Annotated in this window: 19 protein-coding genes; 10 read left to right on the top strand and 9 right to left on the bottom strand. The window is 57.0% G+C overall.

The genetic code is table 11. The features are described from left to right. Positions 1–53 precede the first annotated feature (53 nt). Positions 54–3,368, top strand: a complete 3,315-nt coding sequence (gene carB / locus GSQ94_RS12930) for a carbamoyl-phosphate synthase large subunit (RefSeq protein WP_158944278.1) — start codon at positions 54–56, stop codon at positions 3,366–3,368. An 18-nt stretch (positions 3,369–3,386) separates the two neighbouring features. On the opposite strand, the gene GSQ94_RS12925 is transcribed toward carB, so the two are convergent. Beyond that, on the bottom strand, positions 3,387–3,872 hold the full coding sequence (locus GSQ94_RS12925; RefSeq protein WP_158944277.1) for a hypothetical protein: 486 nt from the start codon (positions 3,870–3,872) through the stop codon (positions 3,387–3,389). A gap of 117 nt (positions 3,873–3,989) precedes the next feature. On the opposite strand from GSQ94_RS12925, the gene GSQ94_RS12920 reads away from it, so the two are divergent. After that, positions 3,990–5,042: a dihydrodipicolinate synthase family protein gene (locus GSQ94_RS12920; protein ID WP_158944276.1), complete on the top strand. Its 1,053-nt coding sequence runs from the start codon at positions 3,990–3,992 to the stop codon at positions 5,040–5,042. 3 nt (positions 5,043–5,045) lie between these two features. On the opposite strand, the gene GSQ94_RS12915 is transcribed toward GSQ94_RS12920, so the two are convergent. From GSQ94_RS12915 to GSQ94_RS12890, 6 genes are all read right to left on the bottom strand, one after another. Then, positions 5,046–6,050, bottom strand: a complete 1,005-nt coding sequence (locus tag GSQ94_RS12915; protein ID WP_158944275.1) for a tetratricopeptide repeat protein — start codon at positions 6,048–6,050, stop codon at positions 5,046–5,048. Between the two features lie 155 nt (positions 6,051–6,205). Beyond that, entirely contained in the window at positions 6,206–6,958 is a 753-nt protein-coding gene (locus GSQ94_RS12910; RefSeq protein ID WP_158944309.1) for an OmpA family protein, read from the bottom strand. Positions 6,959–7,043: 85 nt separating this feature from the next. Beyond that, positions 7,044–8,414 (bottom strand): DPP IV N-terminal domain-containing protein, encoded by a 1,371-nt coding sequence (locus GSQ94_RS12905; RefSeq protein WP_158944274.1) that lies wholly within the window; start codon positions 8,412–8,414, stop codon positions 7,044–7,046. Positions 8,415–8,512: 98 nt separating this feature from the next. Next, positions 8,513–9,373 carry an energy transducer TonB gene (locus tag GSQ94_RS12900; RefSeq protein WP_158944273.1) on the bottom strand — a complete coding sequence of 287 codons (861 nt, stop codon included), beginning with the start codon at positions 9,371–9,373 and terminating at the stop codon, positions 8,513–8,515. Beyond that, a complete protein-coding gene (locus GSQ94_RS12895) occupies positions 9,312–9,725 on the bottom strand; it encodes a biopolymer transporter ExbD (protein WP_158944272.1) in 414 nt (137 codons plus the stop codon). Before GSQ94_RS12895 ends, GSQ94_RS12900 begins: the two co-directional genes overlap by 62 nt. Positions 9,726–9,727: 2 nt before the next feature. Then, positions 9,728–10,519: a MotA/TolQ/ExbB proton channel family protein gene (locus GSQ94_RS12890; RefSeq protein WP_158944271.1), complete on the bottom strand. Its 792-nt coding sequence runs from the start codon at positions 10,517–10,519 to the stop codon at positions 9,728–9,730. Between the two features lie 165 nt (positions 10,520–10,684). On the opposite strand from GSQ94_RS12890, the gene recN reads away from it, so the two are divergent. The 8 genes from recN (at position 10,685) to GSQ94_RS12850 (ending at position 20,399) form a co-directional block, all read left to right on the top strand. Continuing rightward, positions 10,685–12,379, top strand: coding sequence for a DNA repair protein RecN (recN, locus tag GSQ94_RS12885; RefSeq protein ID WP_158944270.1), 1,695 nt, complete (start codon positions 10,685–10,687; stop codon positions 12,377–12,379). Between the two features lie 442 nt (positions 12,380–12,821). Beyond that, positions 12,822–13,784, top strand: coding sequence for a 4-hydroxy-3-methylbut-2-enyl diphosphate reductase (locus tag GSQ94_RS12880; protein WP_158944269.1), 963 nt, complete (start codon positions 12,822–12,824; stop codon positions 13,782–13,784). 30 nt (positions 13,785–13,814) lie between these two features. Continuing rightward, positions 13,815–15,839, top strand: coding sequence for a squalene--hopene cyclase (gene shc, locus GSQ94_RS12875; protein ID WP_158944268.1), 2,025 nt, complete (start codon positions 13,815–13,817; stop codon positions 15,837–15,839). A gap of 37 nt (positions 15,840–15,876) precedes the next feature. After that, the gene (hpnH, locus tag GSQ94_RS12870; RefSeq protein WP_158944267.1) at positions 15,877–17,016 is read left to right on the top strand and encodes an adenosyl-hopene transferase HpnH; all 1,140 of its coding nucleotides are present in this window, start codon (positions 15,877–15,879) and stop codon (positions 17,014–17,016) included. A 5-nt stretch (positions 17,017–17,021) separates the two neighbouring features. Then, on the top strand, positions 17,022–17,468 hold the full coding sequence (locus GSQ94_RS12865) for a hypothetical protein (protein WP_158944266.1): 447 nt from the start codon (positions 17,022–17,024) through the stop codon (positions 17,466–17,468). An 86-nt stretch (positions 17,469–17,554) separates the two neighbouring features. After that, on the top strand, positions 17,555–18,565 hold the full coding sequence (hpnA, locus tag GSQ94_RS12860) for a hopanoid-associated sugar epimerase (RefSeq protein WP_158944265.1): 1,011 nt from the start codon (positions 17,555–17,557) through the stop codon (positions 18,563–18,565). Then, a complete protein-coding gene (locus GSQ94_RS12855; protein WP_158944264.1) occupies positions 18,562–19,290 on the top strand; it encodes a phosphorylase in 729 nt (242 codons plus the stop codon). Before hpnA ends, GSQ94_RS12855 begins: the two co-directional genes overlap by 4 nt. Before the next feature lie 35 nt (positions 19,291–19,325). After that, a complete protein-coding gene (locus tag GSQ94_RS12850; protein WP_158944263.1) occupies positions 19,326–20,399 on the top strand; it encodes a zinc-dependent dehydrogenase in 1,074 nt (357 codons plus the stop codon). Positions 20,400–20,401: 2 nt separating this feature from the next. On the opposite strand, the gene GSQ94_RS12845 is transcribed toward GSQ94_RS12850, so the two are convergent. Beyond that, a complete protein-coding gene (locus GSQ94_RS12845) occupies positions 20,402–21,847 on the bottom strand; it encodes a sigma-54 dependent transcriptional regulator (protein ID WP_158944262.1) in 1,446 nt (481 codons plus the stop codon). Then, on the bottom strand, positions 21,840–24,815 hold the full coding sequence (locus GSQ94_RS12840; RefSeq protein ID WP_158944261.1) for an ATP-binding protein: 2,976 nt from the start codon (positions 24,813–24,815) through the stop codon (positions 21,840–21,842). The genes GSQ94_RS12845 and GSQ94_RS12840 overlap by 8 nt, the downstream gene beginning before the upstream one ends. Positions 24,816–25,070: the final 255 nt, after the last annotated feature.

The raw sequence follows: 25,070 nt of genomic DNA, 5'->3' as shown, positions 1-25,070 counted from the left end.
TGGTCGCGCATTTTTTCGGCACAAAGAGATTCGGAACAGGAAGAAGATAAGACATGCCACGCAGGAACGACATTGCGAAGATTCTGGTGATCGGCTCCGGGCCGATTGTGATTGGGCAGTCGGCGGAGTTCGATTACTCGGGGACGCAGGCTTGCAAGGCGCTGAAGGCCGAGGGGTATGAGGTGGTGTTGGTGAACTCGAACCCAGCGTCGATCATGACCGATCCCGAAGTTGCGGACAGGACTTATATCGAGCCGTTGAATGCTGCGTATCTGGAAGAGATTCTTCGCATCGAGAAGGAGATGCTCGATCCGGATGGGTTAGGCACGAAGGGCAAGTTTGCGGTGCTGCCTACGGTGGGTGGGCAGACGGCGCTGAATCTTGCGGTGGATCTGGCGGACTCGGGCGTACTGGATAAGCTTGGCATTGAGCTGATTGGAGCGAAGCTCGAGGCGATCAAAAAGGCTGAGGACCGGTTGCTGTTCAAGGATGCGATGACGAAGATCGGGCTGGATATGCCGCGGTCTGCGCTGATCAACAACATTCGCGATGGGTTGGAGTTTGCTGCAAAGATCGGGTTTCCTGTGGTGATTCGGCCATCGTTCACACTGGGCGGTTCGGGTGGAGGGATTGCTTACAACCGCGAAGAGCTGATGGAGATTTTGTCGCGAGGACTGGATCTTTCGCCGGTGCATGAGTGTCTGCTGGAAGAGAGCGTGCTGGGCTGGAAGGAGTATGAGCTGGAGGTGGTGCGGGATCTGAACGATAACGTCATCATCATCTGCTCGATCGAGAACTTCGATCCTATGGGCGTACATACGGGGGATTCGATTACGGTCGCTCCAGCACAGACGCTGACCGATCGCGAGTACCAGGTGATGCGGGATGCCGCGATCCGGGTGATTCGTGAGATTGGCGTAGAGACGGGCGGGAGCAATGTGCAGTTCGCGGTGAATCCGCTGAACGGTCGCATGACGGTGATTGAGATGAATCCGCGCGTGTCGCGCTCGTCGGCGCTGGCGAGTAAGGCAACCGGGTTTCCGATTGCGAAGATCGCGGCACGGCTGGCGGTGGGCTACACGCTTGATGAGATTCAGAATGACATTACCAAGGCGACGCCGGCTTGTTTTGAGCCGACGATTGACTATGTCGTGGTGAAGATTCCTAAGTGGCAGTTTGAAAAGTTTCCTGGTGCGGATGAGGTTCTGGGACCACAGATGAAGTCCGTTGGTGAGGTGATGGCGATTGGCAGGACCTTCAAGGAAGCGATGATGAAGGCGGTGCGATCGCTAGAGACGGGAAAGAAGGCAACTGCAGATGATATTGAGCCGCGCCGGCTGACGCAGCGGCTGGTGACGCCGCATCCAGAGCGTTTGAACTACATCCGCTATGCGTTTGAGCGGGGAATGACGGTGCGCGAGGTTGCGCGCATGACTTCAATGGACCCGTGGTTCCTGCACCAGATAAAGCAGATCACCGATGAGATCAAAGCACTCGGTGGAGTGCCGATGGCGGAGGTTACGGCAGAGCAGCTGCGTACGGCAAAGCGGATGGGGATCTCGGATGAGCGGCTGGCCGCCGGTTGGGGATTGACCGGAGCGGAGGGAACGGCGGCAGTGCGGGCGTTGCGGAAGAAGCTGAATGTGATGCCGGTGTACAAGATGGTGGATACATGCGCGGGTGAGTTTGAGAGCTACACGCCTTATCTGTACAGCTGCTACGACGAAGAAGACGAAGCGCCGCCGACGAAGAAGAAGAAGATTTTGATCCTGGGGAGTGGGCCGAACCGGATCGGGCAGGGAATTGAGTTCGATTACTGCTGTTGCCACGCTGCGTTTGCGCTGCGCGAGGATGGGTACGAGACCATCATGGTGAACTGCAATCCGGAGACGGTGTCGACCGACTATGACACGAGCGACCGTCTGTACTTCGAGCCGTTGACGCTGGAGGATGTGCTAGGCGTGTACGAGCATGAGGCCTCTTCGGGCGCTGAGATCGGCATGATTGTGCAGTTCGGAGGACAGACTCCGCTGAACCTTTCGCTTCCGCTGAAGAAGGCTGGCGTGCCAATCATTGGCACGTCGCCGGAGTCGATCGATCTTGCCGAGGATCGGAAGCGGTTTGGCAAGCTGATCGAGGAGTTGAAGATTCCGCAGCCTGAGGGCGCGATTGCGACAAGCGTGGAAGAGGCTGTGGCGGGAGCGAACCGCGTGGGGTATCCGGTGCTGGTGCGGCCTTCGTATGTGCTGGGCGGTCGCGCGATGGTGATCGCGTATGACGATGAGGCAATCGTCAGGTACATGTCGACTGCGATTGAGTACTCGCAAGAGCGGCCGGTCCTGATCGATCACTTCCTGGAAGATGCGGTGGAGTGCGATGTGGATGCGCTGTGCGATGGCGACGATGTACTGATCGCCGGGATAATGCAGCATATCGAAGAGGCGGGCATTCACTCGGGGGATTCTTCGTGCGTGTTGCCTGCGGTCGATTTGAGTGAGAGTGTGATGCAGACGATTCGCGAGTACACACGCAAGCTTGCAATGGCACTGAGCGTGCGCGGACTGGTGAATATTCAGTTCGCAATCCAGCGTGGAACTGTCTATGTGATCGAGGTGAACCCGCGAGCTTCGCGGACGGTACCTTATGTCTCGAAGGCGACGGGGATTCCGCTGGCCAAGATCGCCTCGCGGATTATGGTGGGGCGGAAGCTAAAAGAGTTGCTGCCGGAGCAGGTTGCCAGTGGAAAGGATCTGGAGACGGGGTCGCATTTCTTTGTGAAGTCGCCAGTGTTTCCGTGGGGCAAGTTCCCGGGGGTCGATACGGTGCTTGGTCCCGAGATGAAGTCGACGGGCGAGGTGATGGGAGTTGCGGATAACTTCGGTGAGGCATTTGCGAAGGCGCAGATTGCAGCGGGACAGGTGCTGCCGCTGAAGGGGACTGTGTTTCTGAGCGTGAATGACCACGACAAGGAAGGTGCAGTTTCACTGGCGCGGGACTTTGTGGAGATGGGATTCCACCTGGTGGCGACCCATGGGACAGCGATTGTGCTCGAGCAGGCTGGGCTGCAGCCAGAGCGTGTCTACAAAGTGAAAGAAGGGCGTCCGAATGTGGTCGACCTGATCAAGGGGGACCGGATTCAACTGATCGTGAACACACCGCGCGGGCAGGATACGTTCTTCGACGAGAAGGCGATTCGCCGAGCTGCGGTAATGGCGAGAATTCCGACGATTACGACACTGGCGGCGGCGCGTGCGGCGGCTGAGGGAATCTCTGCTTTGCAGGGTGGAACTTTGAGCGTGGTCGCACTGCAGACACTTCACGCGAACAGGATTGCGGGTGAGGTAAATGCGATGGTTACGGTCAAATAAAAGCTGCGGAGAGGCTGGCTAGTAGGGATCCTGCGCGAGCCTGGCCCCGACGGCGTAGCCGACCATGGAGAGGGGGAGCCAGGTGCCGATGAGGAGCCCGTCTCCCCCCATGAGGCCGCTTCCGTGACGGAAGGTGAAGAAGGTGCGCCAGAGCTTGTCGACCGCTCCACAGTTCTCGCAGAGGCCTTTGCCGGTGGGCAGGTCTAGCACCCAGACGCAGACGATAGAGAAGATGACCAAGCCCGAGATCCAGGTGTAGGGTGCGATCTCGTTGTGCTGGAGGCGAGCCACGATGGCTCCGCCGATCATGGGGATCAGGGCTGCGAGAAACGTTGCGAGTGCCTTGGGAGCGATGGAGTCTGAGTCAGGATGACCTATCGAGATGACCACGATGACGAGCGCCAGCATCGCCACGGCGATAAGCGTATGGGTGAGAAACCAGAAGGCTTCGCGGCCGAGGTCGCCGAGAGACTTGCCTTGCGAGATGTCCCGTCCGTTCATCATGGCTGCAACAGACAGATTACTTCAAGTGGATCGTTGCGATGCGCGTTGCTCTTACATCTTTCGTAGCATGAGTAGCCCTGATCGCATGATTTGCGGATTCACTCTTAGAATAGAGAGATGCTGCTTGATGGTCTTCAACTACCGCTGACTACACCGTTTTATCCCGACGGACGCCTGAATCTGCCTAAGCTGGAACATAATGTGATGCGCTACTCGAAGACGCCTGCCGCAGGGCTGGTGGCACTGGGCGAAACGGGAGATCGGACGATGCTCTCGGACGAGGAGACGCGACATGTGCTGCGTAGTGTTGCTGCTGTAGCCACAGTAGAGAAGGTGCTGATAGCAGGGGTTTCGCGCGATAGCGTGGCTGGGACGCTTGATTTGGCGGAGGCGGCTGCGGAGTACGGGTACGATGCTGTGCTGGTGAGGAGACCTTCGATACTGCGGCAGGATCGCACGAAAGAACTGATTGCATACTTTCAGGCGGTTGCTGATCAATCGGTTTTGCCTGTGCTGCTGTGCAGTTCGAATTCACAGGATGGCGCCATACTGCCTGAAGAGAGCGTGATCGAGCTTGCGAGGCACTCGAAGATCATTGGGATCGTCGATGGGGCGGGAGATCGCGGATGGATCGAGGCGATCAAAGCAGGTTCCGCGAACGTGAAGCATACTGTGACGGTTACGACGGTCTTTGCGGCTGTGACTGGGCGAATGGAGAGCCGAAGTGAGGGATCGGAGGCGAAAGATCTGATCCTGGCTACGTCACTGACGGATGGCGGCGCGGCTGTGGCGGTTGCTCACTCGAAGCCCATGGTGACGCGGACGAAGGTGGTTGGATTTCAGATACTGGCGGGGGCTACGGGTGGAATGCTGGAGAGTCTGCGGCAGGGTGCAGTGGGAGCGATGCCCGCGTTCGCCGCTGCGGCTCCGCAGGCCTGCTATGAGGTGCTGGCGGCATGGAAGGATGGGGATGAGGGATTGGCACGGGAGAAGCAGGTAAGGCTCCAGGATGTGGCTGCAAGGGTCGAGAGACAACTTGGAGTGGCGGGGATTAAATTTGGATGTGATCTGAATGGGTATTTCGGAGGAAGGCCGCGTCTGCCGTTGCTTCCGCTGAGTGGAGAAGAACGGGCTGAGATCGAGGCGCTGATGCAGGGGATGCGGAACTGACGTCTAGTGCTTGGGGGTAACGGGGATTCCCATGCCGCTGAGTTTGCTGCGGGCCTGCATGGCCTCCGGCGAGTTGGGAAAGCGCTGGATGAGGGTGCGGAGCTCGCGGGTGCCGGCTTCGTTCTCCTTGAGAGTGAAGAGTGCCATGCCCTTGTGGAGATGAGAGGCGGGAACCTTGTTGCTGTCGGGGTACTGCTCGAGAACGGAGTCGAAGGACTTGATGGCTGCAGGATAGCGGCCGTCGCGGTAGTCGATCTCGGCCTGGTAGTAGAAGGAGTTTCCTGAGAGGGGATTGTCGGGGTAGTTCTTGACGACGTCGCCGAACTCCGAGGATGCGAGGGTGTACTTGGCGGCCATGTAATCGCCCAGGGCTGTCTTGTACAGCTCGTCCGCAGGCGGGACGGCAGGGCCCGTTGTAACGGCGGGGCCGGGTGTATCGGCGGCCTGAGGAAAACTGGCTGAGGGTTTACCCTTCTTGCCGATAGGGGCGGCAGTGGGCGGCGGCGCGGTTGTCGTGGAGGGCGGGTTGGCAGGCAAGGCTGCTGCGGAACCGCTGGGCTGAGGCATGCCGGCGCTTAGGGACTGCTGCTGACTCTGAACATCCTGCATCAACTTCTGGAGGGTGGCGATACGCGCCTTGATCTCGTCGACGGAGTCGTTGAGGGATTGAATCTGTCCGGAGACCTGATCGACCTTGCCGCTCTGCGCCTCCTGCTGGGCCTGCATCTGCTTCTGCAGCGTGCTGATGGTGATGGACATCTTGTTAATGGAGTCGGCGCTCTGCTGGACGATGTCCTTCATAACCCCCATGCGCTCGTCGTTGGACTGTTGCAGGCGGGCGATGGCGTCCTGCAGCTCCTGAATCTGGGTTTGAAGCTGCACCATGTCCTTGCTTACGGCGAAGGCCGGCGAAGAACAGAAGACAACAGCCGCGAGCAGAGAGATAGAGACGATGCGAGCAGCCAGTGCGATGAATCTGCTGTGAAGGGTTTGCTTTGCTTTGATCATGTCAGAGACGCTCGGCTTTCTGTTTTACTTCGGTTCCTCGTACGGCGTGTCGCAGAGGGCATAAGAAGAGTTGCGGTCAGGTTAGCAGAAACCCCTGTCCTTGAATCAGGACAGGGGAATGTGATGGCGGATTATGCCTGTTGTGGGTTAGCGGGTTACTTGTCCAGGGAGAATTGACCGCGGCGGTTCTGCTGCCAGCAGCTTTCGTTCTCCTCGGTGCAGAACTGCTTCTCCTTGCCGTAGCTGATGACCCGAAGCCGGCTTGCCGGAATTCCTGCAGCGATTAGAGCTGTACGCGCGGCATTGGCACGGTTCTCGCCGAGGGCGAGGTTGTACTCTGCAGAACCGCGATCGTCGCAGTAGCCGCCGATGACCACGCGAATGGCGGGGTGAGCGGTAAGATAGGCCGCGGCCTTGGAGACGGATGCAGTCGCGTCGGGACGAAGATCGTAGCTGTCGTAGTCGAAGAAGACATCCTGCACGTTCTGGTGGAAGGCGGCTTCGCTACCCATGTCTGCATCCGCTGGAGCAGTTGGGGCTACTGGAACTCGAACAGTCACACGAACGTTGGCTTCGGTCGTGCCGCCATCGCCTTTGGCGGTGAGATGGAAGTTGGTGGAGTTAGCCGGCGACACGGTCTGGGTGCCGTTGATGCTCACGTCTCCGATACCATCGATAGTGACCGTGGTCGCGTTCTGAGTGCGCCAGTTGAGGATGACCGACTGACCGAGATCGATGGCGAGCGGGTCGGCGGTGATTGTTGCGGTGGGAGCGGCGGCCGGTGCGGCAGGCGCAGGCCCGAGCGCGTTGGGGTCGATTCCGCTGGCCTTCTTGTGGCAGCCCGTGACTGCCCCTACGGCAACGAGGGCTGCTGCGATCACCAAGGACTTGCGAATTCCTGCTTGCATTACGTTCATCGAATCTCTCCTGCTAATCAGTAATAGTAGACATCAAGTTGTCTGCGAAGCGTTTCCGCAGGTACGAAAAAACCTGTTACTTCCAACTCCAGTTGGGCATGTCGGCACCTGCACCGGTAAGCTCACGCTTCTGGGTACCATCGGCCAGCATGGTCATGATCTTCATGTGAGTGGCCTTTCCGTCTGGGGAGTTGGCATAGACGATGTGCCGGCCATCGGGAGACCATGAGGGAAAGTCGCATCGGCCGCCGTCGTGGGTGAGCTGAATCCAACGCTTGGTGGCGATCTCCATGACATAGATGTCCTGCCCACCAGGAGCTCCGGGACCATACTTGCGATCCCAGGCGAAGGTAAGGAACTGTCCGTTAGGAGACCAGGAGGGCGAGGTCGCATAGCCTCCGTCGGTCATACGCTGGACGTTAGCGCCGTCGATGTCCATGACGTACAGCTGAGGGAGGTTGGTGCGGCCGCTGATCCAGGCGATCTGTGAGCCGGTGCGGGGATTGAAGACGGGCGAGACATCGGGGCCACGGAAGCTGGTGATACGGCGGGTGGACCCCCCGTTGGAGTCGGAGATCCAGATCTCGGGGTCGCCGGTACGCGAGGAGGAGTAGGCAATGTCTTTTCCGTTTGGCGACCATGCCGGTGAGAGGTTCGTGCCACCGGTCTCGGAGAAGTTCACCATGCGGTTGAGCACAAGCGAGAACATGCGGATCTGAAAGCCTTCGCGGCCAAGGGAAGAGAAGGCAAGCCGGGAGTTATCCGGCGAGATGCGTGGTGAGAGCGAGACGGTTCCGAGATGAGTTATCGCGTGCTGGTTGGCGCCGTCGTAGTCCATCTGCCAGATCTCTTTTTCGCCGCCGGAGAGCTTGACGTAGAAGATCTTGCTCTCGGCGATGCCCTGGCTGCCTCCGCTGAGACGGAAGATGATCTCATCGGCGAAGCGGTGTGCGATCTGACGTGCGGAGTCGTCGGTCGCCTCCTCGCTGTACTGCTTCGCGAGGACTTGTGGGTACTGAAGATTCTTGGCGTCGAAGAGGAAGCCGTTGCAGGTAATCCTGCTGCCCTGGACTCCGAAGCTGCCGAAGGCGACCATTGCCGCGGAGGCCGGCGCGTCGGCCCACTGTTGGAGTTTTATTTCGGCGGGTGCGCCTGGAGTGGATTGTGGAAGGAGGCTCTTGGAGACGATGTCAAAGATGCCGGCGTTGGCGAGGTCAGCGAAAAGGGTCGCGTCGAAGGTGTGCTTGAAGCCGGAGGTCTGAGGATCGTCTGAGGTAGGCTTGAAGTCAGCTACAGCGATGCGGATGTTCGAGACACCGCTGGAGGTTTCGGTCTTGAAGCCTTCCTGAGCGTGCGATACGACATTGCCTGCAAGAAAGAAGAGCAAAGCTACGAAGCTATATAGGAGAACTGGCCGGCTGGCTGGCGTTCGTTTCGGTCTATGCATTATGTCCTATGTTAGACGCAAAAATGATTGAAAGGGGTGTTTGATGTCATCGACGGTGGTTACCACTAGAGTCTTCGAATAGGACTACGCTCTTCCGACTATTGTGGATGCAGGTGAAAGGTGTATTCGACAGTAATATGATCGCCTTGAGGCAGGGGGCCGAAGCCGTCGACTCGTTGCACGGCTCGGATTGCCGAGGTATCGAGACTGGGAGAGCCGCTGGGCGTCTCTACACGTGCGTTCGAGGGAACTCCTTCGCGGTTGATGTCGAAGATGATGGTGGTGCTTTTGCCGATGGAGGCACGCGGATCCGCCTCTGCGGTGTACCAGTTCTGAGCGACTTTGCTGTTGACGATGTTGACGTAGTAAGCGAAGCGCTCGCCAAAGGTGCGGTCTTCTACAGAGACGCTGGCGGTGCCGTTCTTTACTTCAAGGGTAGACTGAGCGATTCGGATTCCAGCGGTCTCCCCTGTGACTGCTTTGGTTGGTGGAGGGGTGACCGGCTGGATATATTTTGGGGGAGTCGGTGCAGCTTTTTCTGCGGTCTTAATGGGTTTGGTGATCTTTTCCGGGATGGCGACTTCGTTTGGAGCTGGCGGCGGTTCGGTTCTTTCCTTGGTGATGACGGGTGCAGGGCTTGGCGCTTCTGAGGTGAGGACGCCGGTGTCCAAGGTGCGCTGCGTGGGCGGAAGAGGAAGCGAGGAGACCATGGTGGCCTGGATGGCCCCGGCATTCGAGGCACTCTCTCCCCAGTTGTGGCCTCTGTTGAAGAAGAAAGCCCAGCCGAAGAGAATGGCGGCGACGAGGCCGTGCAGAACGAACGAGCCGAAGAGGTTCGAGCCGATCTTGTCCTGATGGTTGCGACTGAATGTGAGAGAGGTGTCTATGTCACTCTCCTTACTTCTGGATCGGCTGGGTGACGATGCTGATGTTGGTGATGCCGGCCTGCTTGACGGCATCCATGACCGACGCAAAGGCGCCAAAGGGAACGCGCTCGTCGGCTCGCAGATAGATGATGCGCTTGGAGGGGTCGGCTTTGCCGGTGGATCTGAGGAGCGAGGGAAGCTGGTTGACGTTGACTGGCTTGTCCTGCAGGAAGACGTTCTGCTCGCGGTCGATGGTGACGACCATGCGCTCTTCCGTGAGCTGGCTGACCGAGCGCGTTTTGGGAATCGCGACCTCGACACCAGACTGAAGAACGGGCGCGGTCATCATGAAGATGAGAAGGAGCACGAGGACGACGTCGACCAGCGGAGTGATGTTGATCTCGGCGAGCGCGGTCTGAGTGCGTCCCTTGGCAGAGAAGGCCATCGCTAGAAGGTCCTCCGACGGAGCTCTTCAGGCTGCTGTTGCGGGGGTTGAGGCGAGCTTGGCGGGCTTATCATCGCCGCGTTCTCGATGGCGTTGAGGAGCTCGCGGCCGAAGTCGTCCATGCGGGCGCCGAACTCGCGGAGGCGTGCGGTGAGCTGGTTGTAGCCGACGACGGCGGGGATGGCAACGACTAATCCGGCGGCGGTGGTGATGAGTGCCTCCGAGATGCCTGGTGCGACCGCACGGAGAGTTGCTGCGCCTGCGGTGCCTAGTCCATGAAAGGCGTCGATAATGCCCATGACGGTGCCGAAGAGTCCGATGAACGGAGCGATGGCGGCGATTGTGGCCAGCCAGGTCATACGGCTCTCCATGTTGGTGAGGGCTTCGCTGGAGGCGGTTTGAGCGGCGCGCTCGAGAGCGACCGGGTTGCGGGGGAGGCCGCGTCCGCCGTTTTGGCGCTGGTACTCATCGTGAATTTCGGTGAAGACTGCGACGAGCGGGCTGGGCTTGAACTGATCGGCTACGGTTGCGATCTCGCTAAGGCGTGTGGATTTGCGAAAGGCGCGGAGGAAGCGCTGACTCTGCGTCTGTGCTTTGCCAAAGCTGGACCACTTCGAGAGCATGATGGCCCACGAGAAGATGCTGGCCAGGAGCAGGATGATAAGAACGGCAAAGGCTACGGGACCGCTATTGTGAACCATCTCCACGAGGGCGCCGGTGTTGGAGGCCACGGGAGGTGCGGCAGAGGGATCTTCCTGAAGGAAGTACATTGCAAGGGCGAGAGTCCAGACCATAGTTGTTATCCACCAGTGGTTAGTGTAAATCGTGACTGTGGGAAATGAAGCAGGCAATCGGGTTGGGGCATCTGCCGAGGTGCGGCCTGATATCAGTTTGTGGGCTGGAGAGTGGTTTCGGTTCAGGTTTGCTATTCTCGCGATACGAGTTTGCCTGAGGGCCTTATGCTGCTGGAGTTACGCGCGGAAAACTACGCTGTGATCGATCGTGCGGTCGCTACGTTCGGGCTGGGCCTTAATCTGCTAACCGGCGAGACCGGTGCGGGGAAGTCGATTTTGATTGATGCGCTGGCGTTGCTGCTGGGCGGAAAGGCTTCGGCAGACTTCGTCCGTCATGGAGAAGAGAAGGCGGTGGTCGGCTGCGTCTTTGAGCTGACGACGGGGGCGGCGGCGATTCTCGAGACGAATGGGATCGACTCTGAGTCCGATCATCTTCTGCTGCGGCGTGAGATTCTGGCGAATGGCAAGGGGCGTGTCTTTATCAATAACCAGCCGGCGACTGTGGGGGTGTTGCGTCAGCTCGCTCCTGAGCTTGCGCTGGTTCACTCGCAGGGCGAGACGATGGGTTCGTTCGATCAGGTGCAGCAACGGAGCCTGCTGGATCGCTTTGGTGCGGTCAGCACCGAAGGTGTAGCGGAGGCGTTTGCGGTGTGGAAGACGACCACCGACAGACTTGACGAGTTGCAATCTGCCGAACAGGATCGCCTGCGGATGGCGGATCTGTGGCGGTTTCAGAGTAAAGAGATCGACCAGGCTGGTTTGAATGCGGACGATGAAGATGCGCAGCTCGAGGCCGAGAAGCGTGTGTTGGGCAATGCAGAGAAGCTGTATACCGCGGCGATGAACGCGCACGAGCTGCTCTACGAGTCGGAGAACTCCGCCGAGAGTGCTCTGGGTGCGGCGCTGAAACATGTTGAGGAACTGGCGCGATACGACGCACGGTTTCAGGAGCCTGCGCAACAACTGGCCGCAGCGAAGGCAATTGTTGAAGATGTCGATGCCGAAGTGCGTGACTTCGCGGACAATGTTCACGCGGCTCCGGGGCGTCTGGAGGAGATTGAAGATCGGCTGGCGGCGCTTGATCGGCTGAAGCGAAAGTATGGACAGACGTTGAGAGAGGTAATCGACTTTGGCGCAGAGGCAGCGAGGCAGCTGGCTGAGGTTGAAAATCGTGATGCGCTGCTGATTGAGTTAAAGGCGAAGCAGGATCAGGATGCTGTGACTTACAAAGCTGCCGCGACCACGCTCACAGCAAGCCGTACAGAGGCTGCAAAGCGGCTGGAGAAGCTGGCCGAGGCGCAGATCAATGATCTTGCCATGAGTACGCGGTTTCATGTTCGCGTAACGGCGGTGGAGTCGCCGGAGAGCTGGACCTCCCACGGGTGGGATCAGGTGGAGTGCCTGATTGCTACCAATGCAGGAGAGCCGTTGAAGCCGCTGCACGAGATTGCATCCGGGGGTGAGATGTCACGCGTGATGCTGGCCCTGAAAGTGACGGTGGAAGAGGCTGTGTCAGGTGGCCAGGGGCGGAAGAAAAAGTCGGTTCTACCGCGAACGCTGGTGTTTGATGAGATCGATATCGGTATTGGAGGTCGTGCAGCGGAGGCGGTTGGACGGAAGCTAAAGACTTTATCCAAGGGACAGCAGGTCCTATGCATTACCCATCTTCCGCAGATTGCAGCGTTTGGGGATCAACATTTCCTGATTGAAAAGACGGAGAAGCGGGGGCGAACGCAGACCGAGGTTCGCAGGATGGAAGACTCGGAGCGCACTCAGGAGATTGCTCGGATGTTAAGTGGAGCAAAGTTGACGGAGACAAGCCTGAAGCATGCGGCGCATCTGCTGGAGAGCAGCCGATAATGATAGGGAGCGGCCTTGAACATCTTATCCACCTGAAAGCGGCATCGTAGGTACGAGTGATATAGATGATCAGGAGAGTGAGGGATGTCGAACGATTCCAAGAAGTGCGCGATGGACGGGTGTACGTGTACTCCGCCGCAAGGGCAGAAGTACTGCTCCGCTTACTGTGAAACTGCAAAAGGTTCAACCAAGCTTGAGTGCGACTGCGGCCACCCGGCCTGTGAGAGTCAAAAGCTATAATGGCGGACGAAAAGTTGCAACGGAACGATGCGCTGAAGGCGTAAAAAGGCGCATTTTTTGTTCAATTTTAAGACTTTTGAGCAAGTTAGGATTGCACCTAGAATGGTTCACTTTGGTTCCGATCGAGAGGTAGACGCGGTATACTAGGGAGGTGACTACAACCATCCTTGACCACGCCTCCGAGATCGGTCGCGACAATAAAATGAAAACTAAGCGGGTTCTCCTTCTCAAGCCTCGCGGCTTCTGTGCCGGCGTTGTACGCGCGATTGACATCGTACAGATTGCGCTGGAGACGTTTGGCGCTCCGATATACGTTCGGAAAGAGATTGTTCACAACAGCTATGTTGTGACGGACTTAGCCAAGAAGGGCGCGATCTTTGTTAACGAACTCGACGAGGTTCCTGAGGGAGCACGGGTAATTTACTCGGCTCACGGTGTTTCGCCTGCGGTTCGTGACCGGGCGAAGGAGCGCGGTCTTAAGGTTATCGACGCGACCTGCCCGCTGGTTACAAAGGTCCACGTGGAGGCGATCAAGTTTGCGAAGCAGGGATATTCGCTGGTTCTGATTGGCCATCGCGACCATGATGAGATCGAAGGCACGCAGGGCGAGGCTCCGGATGTGACGCAGGTGGTTTCCACTGTGCAGGAGGTTGCTGATCTTGTTGTTCCTGACCCTAATCGTGTGGCCTACCTGACGCAGACGACGCTGTCGCTGGATGAAGCCCGCGACATGATTCAAGCGCTGAAGAACAAGTTCCCAAACATCGTCGGTCCGCACTCGCAGGACATCTGCTACGCGACGGAGAACCGGCAGGTGGCGGTAAAGAATGTTGCTCATGGAGCTGACCTGGTGCTGGTGGTTGGATCGACGAACAGCTCGAATTCGAATCGCCTGGTCGAGGTTTCGAAGAATCTGGATACAAATTCTTATTTGATCGATACGGCAGATGCGATCCGGCCCGAATGGCTGGACGGGGTTGACACGGTCGCAGTGACTGCGGGCGCCTCTGCACCCGAGGTTCTGGTGAAGGATGTTGTCGAGTATCTGCAGACGATGGGCTACGGTTCGGTCGATGAGGTTGAAGTGATGCCAGAGAATGTTCGCTTTGGTCTGCCGCCTGAGATCGTCCAGGCTATCGCATCTGCTCCTCCAGTAAACCGCTAACGAGAATCGTAGACAGAGAGTTTGATTTTCATGGGTATATCTATAAGTAATCCGAAGGGCCTCGATCAGCCAGCACAGCCGCGCTTTGGGCGGATGGATGTGGGTCTGGAGCGCATTACGGATGGTGTGGCAAGGGCGAAGGATTGGCTGTTCAGCCAGCAACACCCCGACGGGTATTGGTGCGGGGAGCTCGAAGCCGACAGCATGCTGGAGTCGGATTACATCTTCATGCATACGCTGCTCGGGACAGGCGATCCGGGACGGATGGAGCGCGCTGTCAATGAGATCCTGCGTCATCAGAACGAAGACGGTGGATGGGGGTTATATCCTGGCGGGCCGTCGAACATCAGCTATGGAGTAAAAGCCTATCTTGCCCTGAAGTTGATGGGTTGGTCGAAGGATCATCCGGTGCTGGTGAAGGCACGGGAGTGGGTGCTGGCGCACGGCGGCGTGGTGGAGTGCAACACCTTTACGAAGATCTATCTTTGTGCGCTGGGGCAATACGACTATGACGCAGTACCGGCAATTCCGCCGGAGATCGTTCTGTTTCCGAACTGGTGTTACTTCAATATCTACGAGATCTCTTCGTGGTCGCGCGGCATTCTTGTACCGTTGTCGATTATCTATGCGAAGAAACCGTTTAAGAAGTTGACTCCGGAGCAGGGACTTGAGGAGCTTTTTGTAGGCGGCCGCGAACATGCCAACATGCATCTTCGCTGGGATAAGAAGAAACCGCTGGGTTGGCGTAATTTCTTTCTAGCCGTCGATCGAATCATGCACCTGGCGGAACGGGTCCACATTCGGCCGCTGCGAAAGATTGCGTTGAAGCGTGCGGAAGCGTGGATGTTGGAACGCTTTGAGAAGTCGGATGGACTTGGGGCTATCTACCCTGCGATGCTGAACTCGATTGTCGCGCTGCGATGCCTGGGGCGCTCGGTGGACGATCCGCAGATGATTCGCGCACTGGATGAGTTTGAGAAGCTGGGTATCGATTGTCCGGATGGTACAGAGGACTACCCCACGCCGACGTTCCGCATGCAACCTTGCTTTCCCCCTGTGTGGGATACGGCACAGGCGATGTACGCCCTCGGCGAGGCAGGGGTCTGCAAAGATGATCCGCGTATGTTGAAGGCGGCAGACTGGATCTTGACTAAAGAAGTCCGTCAAAAAGGCGATTGGGCGGAGAAGGTCAAGAACGTGGAGCCGGGTGGCTGGTACTTCGAGTTCAACAATGAGTTTTATCCCGATGTCGATGATACTGGGCAGGTTCTTCTTGCGCTTAACTGTGTGGATAATCCCCGGGAGCGATACCAATATGACGCCTGCCAACGTGCGTTGAACTGGATCTGGGCGATGCAGTGCAAGAACGGCGGCTGGGCAAGCTTCGATCGTGACAACACCAAGATGATCTTCCAGTACATCCCGTTTGCCGACCACAACGCGATGCTGGACCCGCCGACAGTCGATATTACCGGGCGCATGCTGGAGATGCTGGCGCTTTATGGCGTTAGCCGCAAGGACCCGCGCGTTGAAAAAGCTATTCAATTCATTCTGAAAGAGCAGGAGAGCGACGGGAGTTGGTTCGGACGCTGGGGCGTCAATTACCTCTACGGAACCTTTCTTGTTCTGCGCGGACTTGAGGCGATGGGTTTCTGGAACCATGAACCGGCCGTGCAACAGGCTGCCGAGTGGATTCGCATGGTACAGAATGCGGATGGCGGATGGGGCGAGACCTGCGGGACCTATGACGATCCGAATCAGCGAGGTATTGGACCAAGTACGCCATCGCAGACGGCCTGGGCTTTGCTCGGATTGCTAGCGGCAGGAGATACCCGGTCCGACTCGGTAGCGAAGGGTATTCGCTGGCTGATAGATCGCCAGCACGAGGATGGAAGCTGGGATGAACTTGTCCCAGGACGCAATGGCGAGAGTTACTACACTGGAACCGGATTTCCCCGCGTGTTCTATCTCGGGTACCACTTGTATAAGCAGTACTTCCCGTTGTTGGCACTGACCACGTACGAACGCGCTATGAAGAGCGGATCGGCTCACTAAACCGCCCGCAACAACAATTTATCTGGAGGAGACACCAATGGCAGTGCCAGTCTCGCAAGCCTGGACGGTTGCAACTTATGTTTTGAAGCAGAAGTTGATGGGCCGGAAGAAGTATCCGCTCGTGCTGATGCTTGAGCCGTTATTTCGCTGCAACCTGGCTTGCGCCGGCTGCGGTAAGATTCAGTATCCCGCGCACATTCTGAAGTCGGAGCTTTCTCCGGAGGACTGCTTCAAGGCTGTGGAAGAGTGCGGAACGCCGATGGTTTCGATTCCCGGTGGAGAACCATTGCTGCATCCTCAGATGCCCGAGATTGTAGCTGGATTGGTCGCGCGCAAGAAGTACGTTTATATGTGCACCAATGCTCTCCTTTTGAAGGAGAAGCTGCACTTGTTCAAGCCGAGCAAGTATCTTTCTTTTTCAGTCCATGTGGATGGTCAGCGCGAACATCATGACTTTTCGGTTTGCCGCGAAGGTGGCTACGACATTGCGATGGAGGGCGTACGGGCTGCGGTTGCGGCTGGTTTCCGCGTTACGACCAACACGACCTTATTCGACGGGGCGGATCCGAATAGTGTTCGTGCTCACTTCGACGAGATGATGGCCGCCGGTGTCGAGAGCATGATGGTATCGCCGGGATATACCTACGATAAGGCGCCTGATCAGAATCATTTTCTCGGTAAAGCGAAGTCCCGCAGAATGTTTCGCGCCATACTCTCCAACCGCAAAAAAGAGTGGCAGTTCAATACTCACCCCCTCTTTTCCGAATTTCTGATGGGGAAGCAGAACTTTGAATGTACGCCGTGGGGAATGCCGACTTTCAGCATCTTCGGTTGGCAAAAGCCATGTTACCTACTGCAGGATGGCTACGCAGATACCTTTCAGGAGCTGCTGGACTCCACCAAGTGGGAGAATTACGGCGCGAAGAGCGGTAATCCCCAGTGCGCGAACTGCATGGTGCACTCCGGACACGAAGCGTCTGCGGTGGACTATAACTTCAGCTCCCTGAAGGGACTTCTGACCACGGCCAAGAGGTATATGTTTGCGTCTCTCTACCCTGATGAGGGCGCACAGAAGCTGCTCAACGAGTGGCGACCGGAGCATGAGAGTCCGCTGATTCAGATTCAAGCTCCAGTCGGGACAACGAAGACAGAACTGCAATCGATCTCAGGAGACTAGGTGTCATGGCTACGGAACAACAGGAACATCTGAAGATCGAACAGTTGCGGCATCAGAGTGCTGACGAACTTGAGCACATTGCGGGTCGCGACCGTGAACAACTCGAAGGCTGGATACCGACGCTTGCGACCGATCAAGAGATCACCGAAGCGCTGGAGAAGGCTTTTGACTATCGCGGCGATATTACAGTCACCCGTAAAGATGGGTCTCAAGTGATTGGATACCTTTTCGATCGACGGACAGGTGCCTCTCTCGCAGATTCGTTTGTCCGCATCCTTCCAGTGAATGAGAAGACGAAGGTAAGTATCACTTACTCGGACATTACGGCGCTTGCGTTCAGTGGTCGAGATACGGCAGCAGGCAAGACCTTCGAAGCCTGGGTGAAAAAGTACTGGGAGAAGAAGGCTGCGGGCGAACAAAACATCCAGATCGAACCGGAGAAGCTGGACTAAGACTGATGTCGGGCGTAGAGTTTGCCGGATAGCATTTTGGTTGGCGCTTCAGAGTTAGTCTGCCAGTTTGGCTGGAAAGAGTGAGAGTGCGCGTATTTATTACGGGAGCAACGGGCTTCGTCGGTGGCCATGTAGCCAGAAGCTATGCTGCAGAGGGCGCAAGCCTTCGGTTGCTCACGCGGCAGACGAGCCGGTTGGATTCCCTGGCAGGCATTGACGCGGACATGGTGACGGGGGATCTGCGCGAACCAGCAAAGTTGAGATCTGCGTTGCAGGGTTGCGATGCTCTGATTCATGTTGCTGCCGACTATCGGCTGTGGGTGCGAGATCCAGATCAGATGTATGCCTCAAACGTGACCGGCACGCGCGAGTTACTGAAGCTAGCTTGCGAGGCTGGAGTACAACGTATCGTTTATACGTCGAGTGTGGCGACGATGGGTTTTCAGAGAGACGGGACGATTGTGGATGAGGCGACGCCAGTCTCATTGGCCGAGATGATTGGGCACTACAAGCGATCGAAGTTTCTTGGGGAGTTGGAGGTGATCCAGGCGGCGAAGGCGGGCCAGCACGTGATGATCCTCAATCCGACGACGCCGATTGGGCCGGGCGATTCGAAGCCCACTCCGACTGGGCGAATCATTGTGGACTTTCTGAATAAAAACTTTCCTGCATACGTGGACACCGGGCTGAACCTCGTGGATGTTGCTGAGGTAGCGCGCATGCACGTGGTTGCGCTTGAACGTGGTACGCCAGGCGAGCGGTATATTCTTGGCGGAGAAAACCTAACGCTCAAACAAATTCTAGATCGTATGTCAGCAATTACAGGACTCCCATCTCCTACGATGAAGGTGCCACATGGCGTTGCGATGGCATTTGCTTTCTTCGAGGAGAACTTTACCGGACGGTTGAGAGGAAAAGAGCCGCGTGCGACGGTAGAAGCAGTTCGCATGGGCAAGAAGATGATGTTCGCTTCCTCGGCAAAGGCAGAGCGCGAGCTTGGATTTCAGGTGCTACCAATCTATAACGCATTGCGAACGGCGATCGAGTGGTTTGTCTCGCATGGGTACGCGCCACCCCTAGACGGACATACAGCGTGAGGGGAACGATTGCGATTGTTGCCGCACTCGAAGGCGAGCTAAAACCTTTTGTGAACCACGCAAGCGCGAGGGGATGGAAGCGCAGGCAGTCGGCAAAAGGATCGTCACTTTGGGAGTTTCGCCATGCCGAGGGATGCTGGGTGGCGGTGTGTGCCGGTATGGGAGAAGTAAGGGCAACGGTGGCGTCTGCTGAGGCTGAAAAGATTGCAGCGATTGATGCTGTTTGTTCTGTCGGCTGGGTGGGCGCACTCGATGGAACGATCGGGGCGGAGTCGGTTTCACGCGCTTCAATGGTTATCGATACGAAGACGGGGGAGAGATTTCGACCAGAGGACTCGCGACCTGAGTGGCCGGTACTGACAACCACGACGCAAGTGGCGGACGCGGTGGAGAAACAAAGATTAGCCACGAGTTATGGAGCCGGTCTAGTGGATATGGAGGCTGCTGCGCTTGCCAGGATCGCGCTTGGGAAGGGCGTTCCTTTCTATTGCATCAAAGCCGTATCCGATAATGCTGACGCTACACTGCCGAACCTGAATCCATTCCTAGGGGAGAATGGGCGGTTGAGAATGCTTCCTTTTCTCGCCCATGTCGCAGTTCGACCAGGTTTATGGCGGGATTTGATGAGACTAGGAGAGCATAGCTCTGCCGCCGCGAAGAATCTGGCTGAGGCGCTCTATGCATGGTTGGATGAGGATGGGTCTCTTCGCCGATCTGCGGTCTAACAGACTCAAAGAACAAGATGGATAAGGATCAATTTATGTCACATATTATTCCTGAGACGATGCGGGCAGCGGTATATCGCGGTGTCAATGATGTTCGGGTAGAGACGATAGCGGTGCCGGAGATTGGCGATGGGGAGGTGCTGGTGAAGATCCACACCTGCGGGATCTGCGGGACAGACCTAAAGAAGATTCATACCGGATCGCATGATGCGCCGCGTGTGTTTGGGCACGAGATGGCAGGCACGATTGTTCGTATGGGAGTCGGCGTAGAGGGGTTTGCGGTAGGAGATCGAGTGATGGCGTATCACCATATTCCTTGTGGGGAGTGCTACTTCTGTCGCAAGCAGACGTTTGCGCAGTGTGAGGTCTACAAGAAGGTTGGATGTACGGCTGGGTTTGCTCCCTCGGGAGGCGGCTTTGCCGAGTACATTCGTGTTATGGATTGGATCGTGCGACGCGGTTTGGTAAAGATTCCCGATGATATTCCCTTTGAGCAGGCGGCATTTCTGGAGCCGGTGAATACTTGCTACAAGGCGGTTCAGTTGCTTGGCTTACAGGCGGATGAGACGGCGCTGGTGATTGGGCAGGGGCCGATTGGGATTCTGCTGGCGGCGCTGGCGCGGCGGACAGGAGCTACCGTACTGACCAGTGACCTGTATGCTGAGCGGCATGCAGTGGCAGCGAAGTTTGGTCTGAATCGGCCTCTCGACGCTCGCGGCGATATTGTTGCGGCTGCGAAGGCTGCTACGGAAGGGCGAGGTGCAGATGTTGCGCTGCTTGCAATCGGAAGCGATGCCCTAATCAAGATTGCCATGGCGGCGATTCGTCCTGGGGGGCGGGTTGTCTTGTTTGCCTCGACACAGCATGGCGAAGCGCCGTTCGATCCAGCGGCAGTGTGCATGGACGAGAAGACTTTGATGGGCTCTTACAGTGCTTCCGTGGCTATTCAGGACGACGTGACGCAGTTGGTATTCGAGGGCTATAGCAAGGGGTTCGATCTGACCAACCTCATCTCGCATCGGTTTTCTTTGGAGGATGCGGTGGCTGCGATCGATCTAGCGTCGCATCCACAGGCTGACTCGATGAAGATTGTGATCCAGCCTGTATGAGGTTAGTCTCGGGTGCGCTTCTTGACTTCAACGCTGAGACGCTTGATCTTCTGGTTGAGAGTGGAAAGTGGGATTTTGAAGTACTCCGCGGCCTCGGTCTGGTTCCAGTGACAGCGCTCGAGACGGTCGGAGATGATGCGGCGTTCGATCTCTTCCATCAGGTCGAAGAGGCTTGCGTTAGGCTGATGGTCGAGCAGGCTGGCCGAGTAGGTGCTGCCGGTGAGTTGCGTGGGTAGCAAGTCGGGATTGATGGTGCGCGAAGTTGAGAGAACAACGCCACGCTCCATTGCGTTTTCAAGCTCGCGAACGTTACCCGGCCACTCATAGTCCATGATGATGCGCATCGCTTCGGGAGAGAGGGAACGCACTTCGGTACCATTCTCTTCTGCATAAAATCTGAGGAAGTGAGCAGCGAGTAGAGGAATGTCTTCGCGGCGAGAGCGGAGCGGCGGGAGTTCAAGACTGATGACGTTGAGACGATAGAAAAGGTCTTCGCGAAAACGGCCTGCGCGTACGGCATCCTGCAGGTTGACGTTGGTCGCTGCAATGATGCGGACGTCAACCTGGATCTCCTGCACTCCACCAAGATGCATGAAGCGACGATCCTGGAGGACACGGAGGATCTTGGCTTGCATGTCCATCCCCATCGTGCCGATCTCGTCGAGGAAGAGAGTTCCTCCATTGGCGACCTCGAAGAGACCTTTCTTTGCAGTGACCGCAGAGGTGAAGGCGCCTTTGACGTGACCAAATAGAGTGGATTCAAGCAGCTCGGAGGGGACAGCGCCTGTATTGACCGGGACAAATGGGCGGTCGCGACGAGGCGAGTTCGCGTGAATCGCCTTCGCGATGAGTTCCTTGCCAGTGCCACTCTCGCCCTGAATGAGAACGGTCGAGCGGCTGGGGGCAACCTGAGCGATAAGGTCGAAGAGGCGTAGCATTGGCTCGCTTTTGCCAACGATGTTCTCGAAGTTATAGCGCTGCTTCAGGGTCCGTTTAAGTTGAACCACCTCTTCTTCTGCGCGATGGCGGGCTACTGCGGCACGAATGTCGGCGAGCAGTTTCTCGTTGTCCCATGGTTTTTGAACAAAGTTTTCTGCGCCGGCGCGAATCGCATCAACAACGTTGCCTACTGTTCCATACGCCGTGATCATGATGACGGGAAGGTTGGGTTGCATCTCGACGATGCGGGGAAGCAGATCCAATCCGCTCTCACCGGGTAGCGCGAGGTCGAGAAGGAGCAAGTCATATTCGTTACGCGAGAGAAGTTCCAGACCGGATGGGCCGTCACTCGCCGCACTTACAGTGAAGCCTTCGAGGGTGAGCAGCGTATCAAGGGATTCGCGGATCGCCGATTCGTCATCGATGATGAGAATGCGGGGATCGCCAACGATACGTGCGGTTCGTTGCAGGTGAAGGGTCTCGGCGGCGAGCTCAGTGGTCTCAGACATGCAACGCCTTCCTCTCTACACTTACGGGCTCGCTCTTTGGCAGTTCAACGATAGATGCAGGGCGAGTGCCGGAGGAGGGAAACTCCAACTGGAATGCCGTACCGATGCCGATTTCACTCTCTACGTTGATCTTGCCGGCATGCTCCTGCATGATGCCATAGGTGACGGCCAGGCCGAGGCCGGTTCCTTTGTGCTCGCCCTCCTGCGGTTTGGTCTTGGTGGTAAAGAAGGGATCGTAGATACGGTGCAGATGCTCCTTCTCAATGCCGGTACCGGAGTCCTGAATGCGTACGATGACGCGGCCTGCGCCATTGAAGGTTGCGATCTTGAGCGTTGCGTTGGTGGTTCCAAACATCGCGTCCTTTGCGTTCAACATCAGGTTCAAGATGACCTGCTGCAGCTTGCCCTGGTTACCATGAATACGAGCGAGGTGGGGGTCGAAGTTGGTCTCGACACGGATCTGTGAGGTTTTGAATTGATGTTCAAGCAGAGTGACTGTGTCTCGGAGAAGATCGTTCAAGTTAAGGCTGGTGAACTCGGCTCCACTGGTGCGTGAGAAGTTGAGGAGCCCATTGACGATCTCGGAGGCACGGAAGGTCTGTTGAGTAATCTTCTCGAGCACTGGGGCTAGACGTTCATCGTCGCGCATGTGCTTGGTGAGCATCTGCGTGTAGCTGGAGATAACCGCGAGTGGGGTGTTCACCTCGTGAGCAACGCCAGCAGCGAGGAGACCGATGGAGGAGAGTTTTTCAGCCTGGGTAAGTTGAGCCTCGAGCTGAATGCGGTCGGTAATGTCGTCGACCAGGATGATGCGTCCCACTGCGACAAAGTTGCGGGTAACCAAGGGAGCGATGGCGATGTTAGCGATGCGCACCTTTCCGTCGGGAAGCACGAGGCGGAATTTGTAGAGGGTATGGGTGCCATGCTCCTCGCGAACACTGTTGAAGCGGGCGACGAAGTCCGGCGGTAAGATGGCGGAGATAGGCTGACGGAGAACCTCTCCACGCGACTTTGAGTACATGCCCTCCATCTGGGTGTTCCAGCTTTCAATGCGGTCGTCGAGATCCACGGCGAAGACCCCGATGTTGATGGACTCGACGATGTTCTCGTGGAACTCTTTGAGGCTTTCAAATTCAGTGATCTTTTGCTCGAGGCGACGATAGAGCTGTGCGTTTTGAATGGCGATACCTATGTAACCGGCAAGGGATTCGAGCAACTCCATATCTTCGCTGGAGAGAAAGTCACCGTCGTCTGTGCGGCCAAGGCCGATGACGGCGACGGTGCGAGTGCCCGAGCCTTCACGGTTCGCGACGCGGCAGGGAAGATAGTAGTTGAGGTCGAGGCGGCCTGCGCTCTGGCGCTGCGCCTCTGGCAGACGAAGTACCTGCTGCGGATTTTCGAGAAAAATGTGATTGTTGGCACCCGGGCGATCGAAGTCGAGAAAACGAACATCGAGGCTTCGGAGTTCAGCAGAGTGAAGATTAGTAAGACCGTGTGAGGCCGCCAAATCAAAGTGGCGCGGTGTGAAGCCGCCCTCGCTTTCGGAGGCCAGGAAGACGGCAACTCTGGTGACGAGAAGGGTCTGGGGAAGACGCTCCACGATGGAGTCGAGAAGAGCGCGGAGGTCAGTCTGAGAGTTGATGCCACGGCCAAACTCAACGAGGGTCTCGCGGTAGTCAAAACGCTTCTGGTCGAAGACGCGATCGACTCGAGCTTGAATCGCGCGCTTGAGAGGATCAAAGACGATGCCTGTAACGATGATTCCTGCCATGAGACCCCAGATACGAAGGCTTGGCAGGCGAGTGTGGACCATCTCTGCTGTTACGGCCACGACGCCGAAGTAGAGTCCTACGAGGGAGGCGGTGGCGAGGGTGTACGTGACCCCGCGCTTGAAGATGAGGTCAACGTCCATGAGCCGGTAACGCACGATGGCCCAGCTGAATGTCAGTGGAAGGATAACCAGCGAGAGACCGGCGAGCCTCGTCAACTGGCTGGGAACGGACCAATCTGCGAGGTAAGGGATTACGTTGAGCAGGGTAAATGGAGTGACCGCGAGGAGAGTGCCGCGAGTGAGCCATTTGAGCTGCTGTCGTTCAAGAGCGGACTCGGCGCGGCGATAGCGCAGGCGAAAGACGATGGCGGCGATAACGTAATAAAGGGCCAGGTAGCCGAGGGCGATCTGGTCAAGCCGGTGTAGAAGAATTTCGGTTGCAGACCAGAAACGTATGGCCGTGTACTGCAGGCCGATGAGAAAGACTCCAGGAAGGTAGAGCAGAGCACAACCCACACGGCGGCCGACGCGGTTGCGCTGGTCCGAGGCAAAGTTGTCGGAAAAGCTGACTGCAAAGTGCAGAAAGAGCGCAGGCTGAAGCGCGAGCGCGGACATGTTGCCCCAGAAGATGAACCAATCAAAGATTCCAGGCTCTCCCGTAGAGCGGAAGCTGTAAAGCACGAAGGAAGCCAGGCAGAAGACGTAAAAGTGAACTGACTTTGGGGCGGTCCAACGCCGAAATAGCACGTAGATCCCAATACAGAGATATACAAGCGCGATGAAGCGAAAACCCTGGTCGATGGAGCGGTCTTTCGGCTCAAGGATGACTTGAATATCGAGTTTGGTCGCGCCGTTCAGGTCAATGGATTGGGGAACTGGCCGGAGGATCGAGTAAGTGGCGTGAGCCCAGATGCCGCTGCGGAACATCTCGCGGGTAAGGGGGGCAACGCGCGGAGTTGGTTGATCATTGACGCTGACCAGGATATCTCCGGTACGAATACCGGCTCGATGACCAGGAGAGAGTGCTGGAACCCTTTCAGCCCGTAGCCCGGTAGCTGCTTCGACCCACCAGATGCCGTCGGTTGGAACGTCCAAGCCATTCTCGCGGTCGAAGTTCATGGCCGCAAGAACGCAGGCAGCGACAGTCGCAACTGCGAGTACGATAGCCAGAATGCGAGTTTGGGAGGCGTTCTTCATGGAAATCCGGCGATCTGGCAAACATCAGCAGCAGATTAAGGACCAAACCCATTTGTGCTTTGTTGCACAATGGTTGAGGCATTTGTAGTCCCTTTGCCTACAGAAAATCATAACCTATTCCGTAATAGTCGAGATTGTTACAGGGCGATACGCTTTAGCGAAGCAAATGGTTCGGCGTAGATATGTTTAGAACTCAAGAAGTCAGTTCTCGAGACTATGCCTCCCCATAATTTGAAGATACGAGACTTTTGATCT

Origin of the sequence: Granulicella sp. S190 (assembly GCF_009766095.1) — a bacterium.
In the GTDB taxonomy this organism is placed as follows: Bacteria; Acidobacteriota; Terriglobia; order Terriglobales; family Acidobacteriaceae; genus Edaphobacter.
Note: the sequence above shows the minus strand (reverse complement) of the source record. Positions and strands in the feature narration are given on the sequence as shown.

Bases quoted from the DNA above. Each gene is read 5' to 3' on its own strand.
- carB (WP_158944278.1), top strand. From the start codon at position 54: ATGCCACGCAGGAACGACATTGCGAAGATTCTGGTGATCGGCTCCGGG.
- GSQ94_RS12925 (WP_158944277.1), bottom strand. From the start codon at position 3,872: ATGATGAACGGACGGGACATCTCGCAAGGCAAGTCTCTCGGCGACCTC.
- GSQ94_RS12920 (WP_158944276.1), top strand. From the start codon at position 3,990: ATGCTGCTTGATGGTCTTCAACTACCGCTGACTACACCGTTTTATCCC.
- GSQ94_RS12915 (WP_158944275.1), bottom strand. From the start codon at position 6,050: ATGATCAAAGCAAAGCAAACCCTTCACAGCAGATTCATCGCACTGGCT.
- GSQ94_RS12910 (WP_158944309.1), bottom strand. From the start codon at position 6,958: ATGCAAGCAGGAATTCGCAAGTCCTTGGTGATCGCAGCAGCCCTCGTT.
- GSQ94_RS12905 (WP_158944274.1), bottom strand. From the start codon at position 8,414: ATGCATAGACCGAAACGAACGCCAGCCAGCCGGCCAGTTCTCCTATAT.
- GSQ94_RS12900 (WP_158944273.1), bottom strand. From the start codon at position 9,373: ATGCCGTCAAGCAGGCCGGCATCACCAACATCAGCATCGTCACCCAGC.
- GSQ94_RS12895 (WP_158944272.1), bottom strand. From the start codon at position 9,725: ATGGCCTTCTCTGCCAAGGGACGCACTCAGACCGCGCTCGCCGAGATC.
- GSQ94_RS12890 (WP_158944271.1), bottom strand. From the start codon at position 10,519: ATGGTCTGGACTCTCGCCCTTGCAATGTACTTCCTTCAGGAAGATCCC.
- recN (WP_158944270.1), top strand. From the start codon at position 10,685: ATGCTGCTGGAGTTACGCGCGGAAAACTACGCTGTGATCGATCGTGCG.
- GSQ94_RS12880 (WP_158944269.1), top strand. From the start codon at position 12,822: ATGAAAACTAAGCGGGTTCTCCTTCTCAAGCCTCGCGGCTTCTGTGCC.
- shc (WP_158944268.1), top strand. From the start codon at position 13,815: ATGGGTATATCTATAAGTAATCCGAAGGGCCTCGATCAGCCAGCACAG.
- hpnH (WP_158944267.1), top strand. From the start codon at position 15,877: ATGGCAGTGCCAGTCTCGCAAGCCTGGACGGTTGCAACTTATGTTTTG.
- GSQ94_RS12865 (WP_158944266.1), top strand. From the start codon at position 17,022: ATGGCTACGGAACAACAGGAACATCTGAAGATCGAACAGTTGCGGCAT.
- GSQ94_RS12850 (WP_158944263.1), top strand. From the start codon at position 19,326: ATGTCACATATTATTCCTGAGACGATGCGGGCAGCGGTATATCGCGGT.
- GSQ94_RS12845 (WP_158944262.1), bottom strand. From the start codon at position 21,847: ATGTCTGAGACCACTGAGCTCGCCGCCGAGACCCTTCACCTGCAACGA.
- GSQ94_RS12840 (WP_158944261.1), bottom strand. From the start codon at position 24,815: ATGAAGAACGCCTCCCAAACTCGCATTCTGGCTATCGTACTCGCAGTT.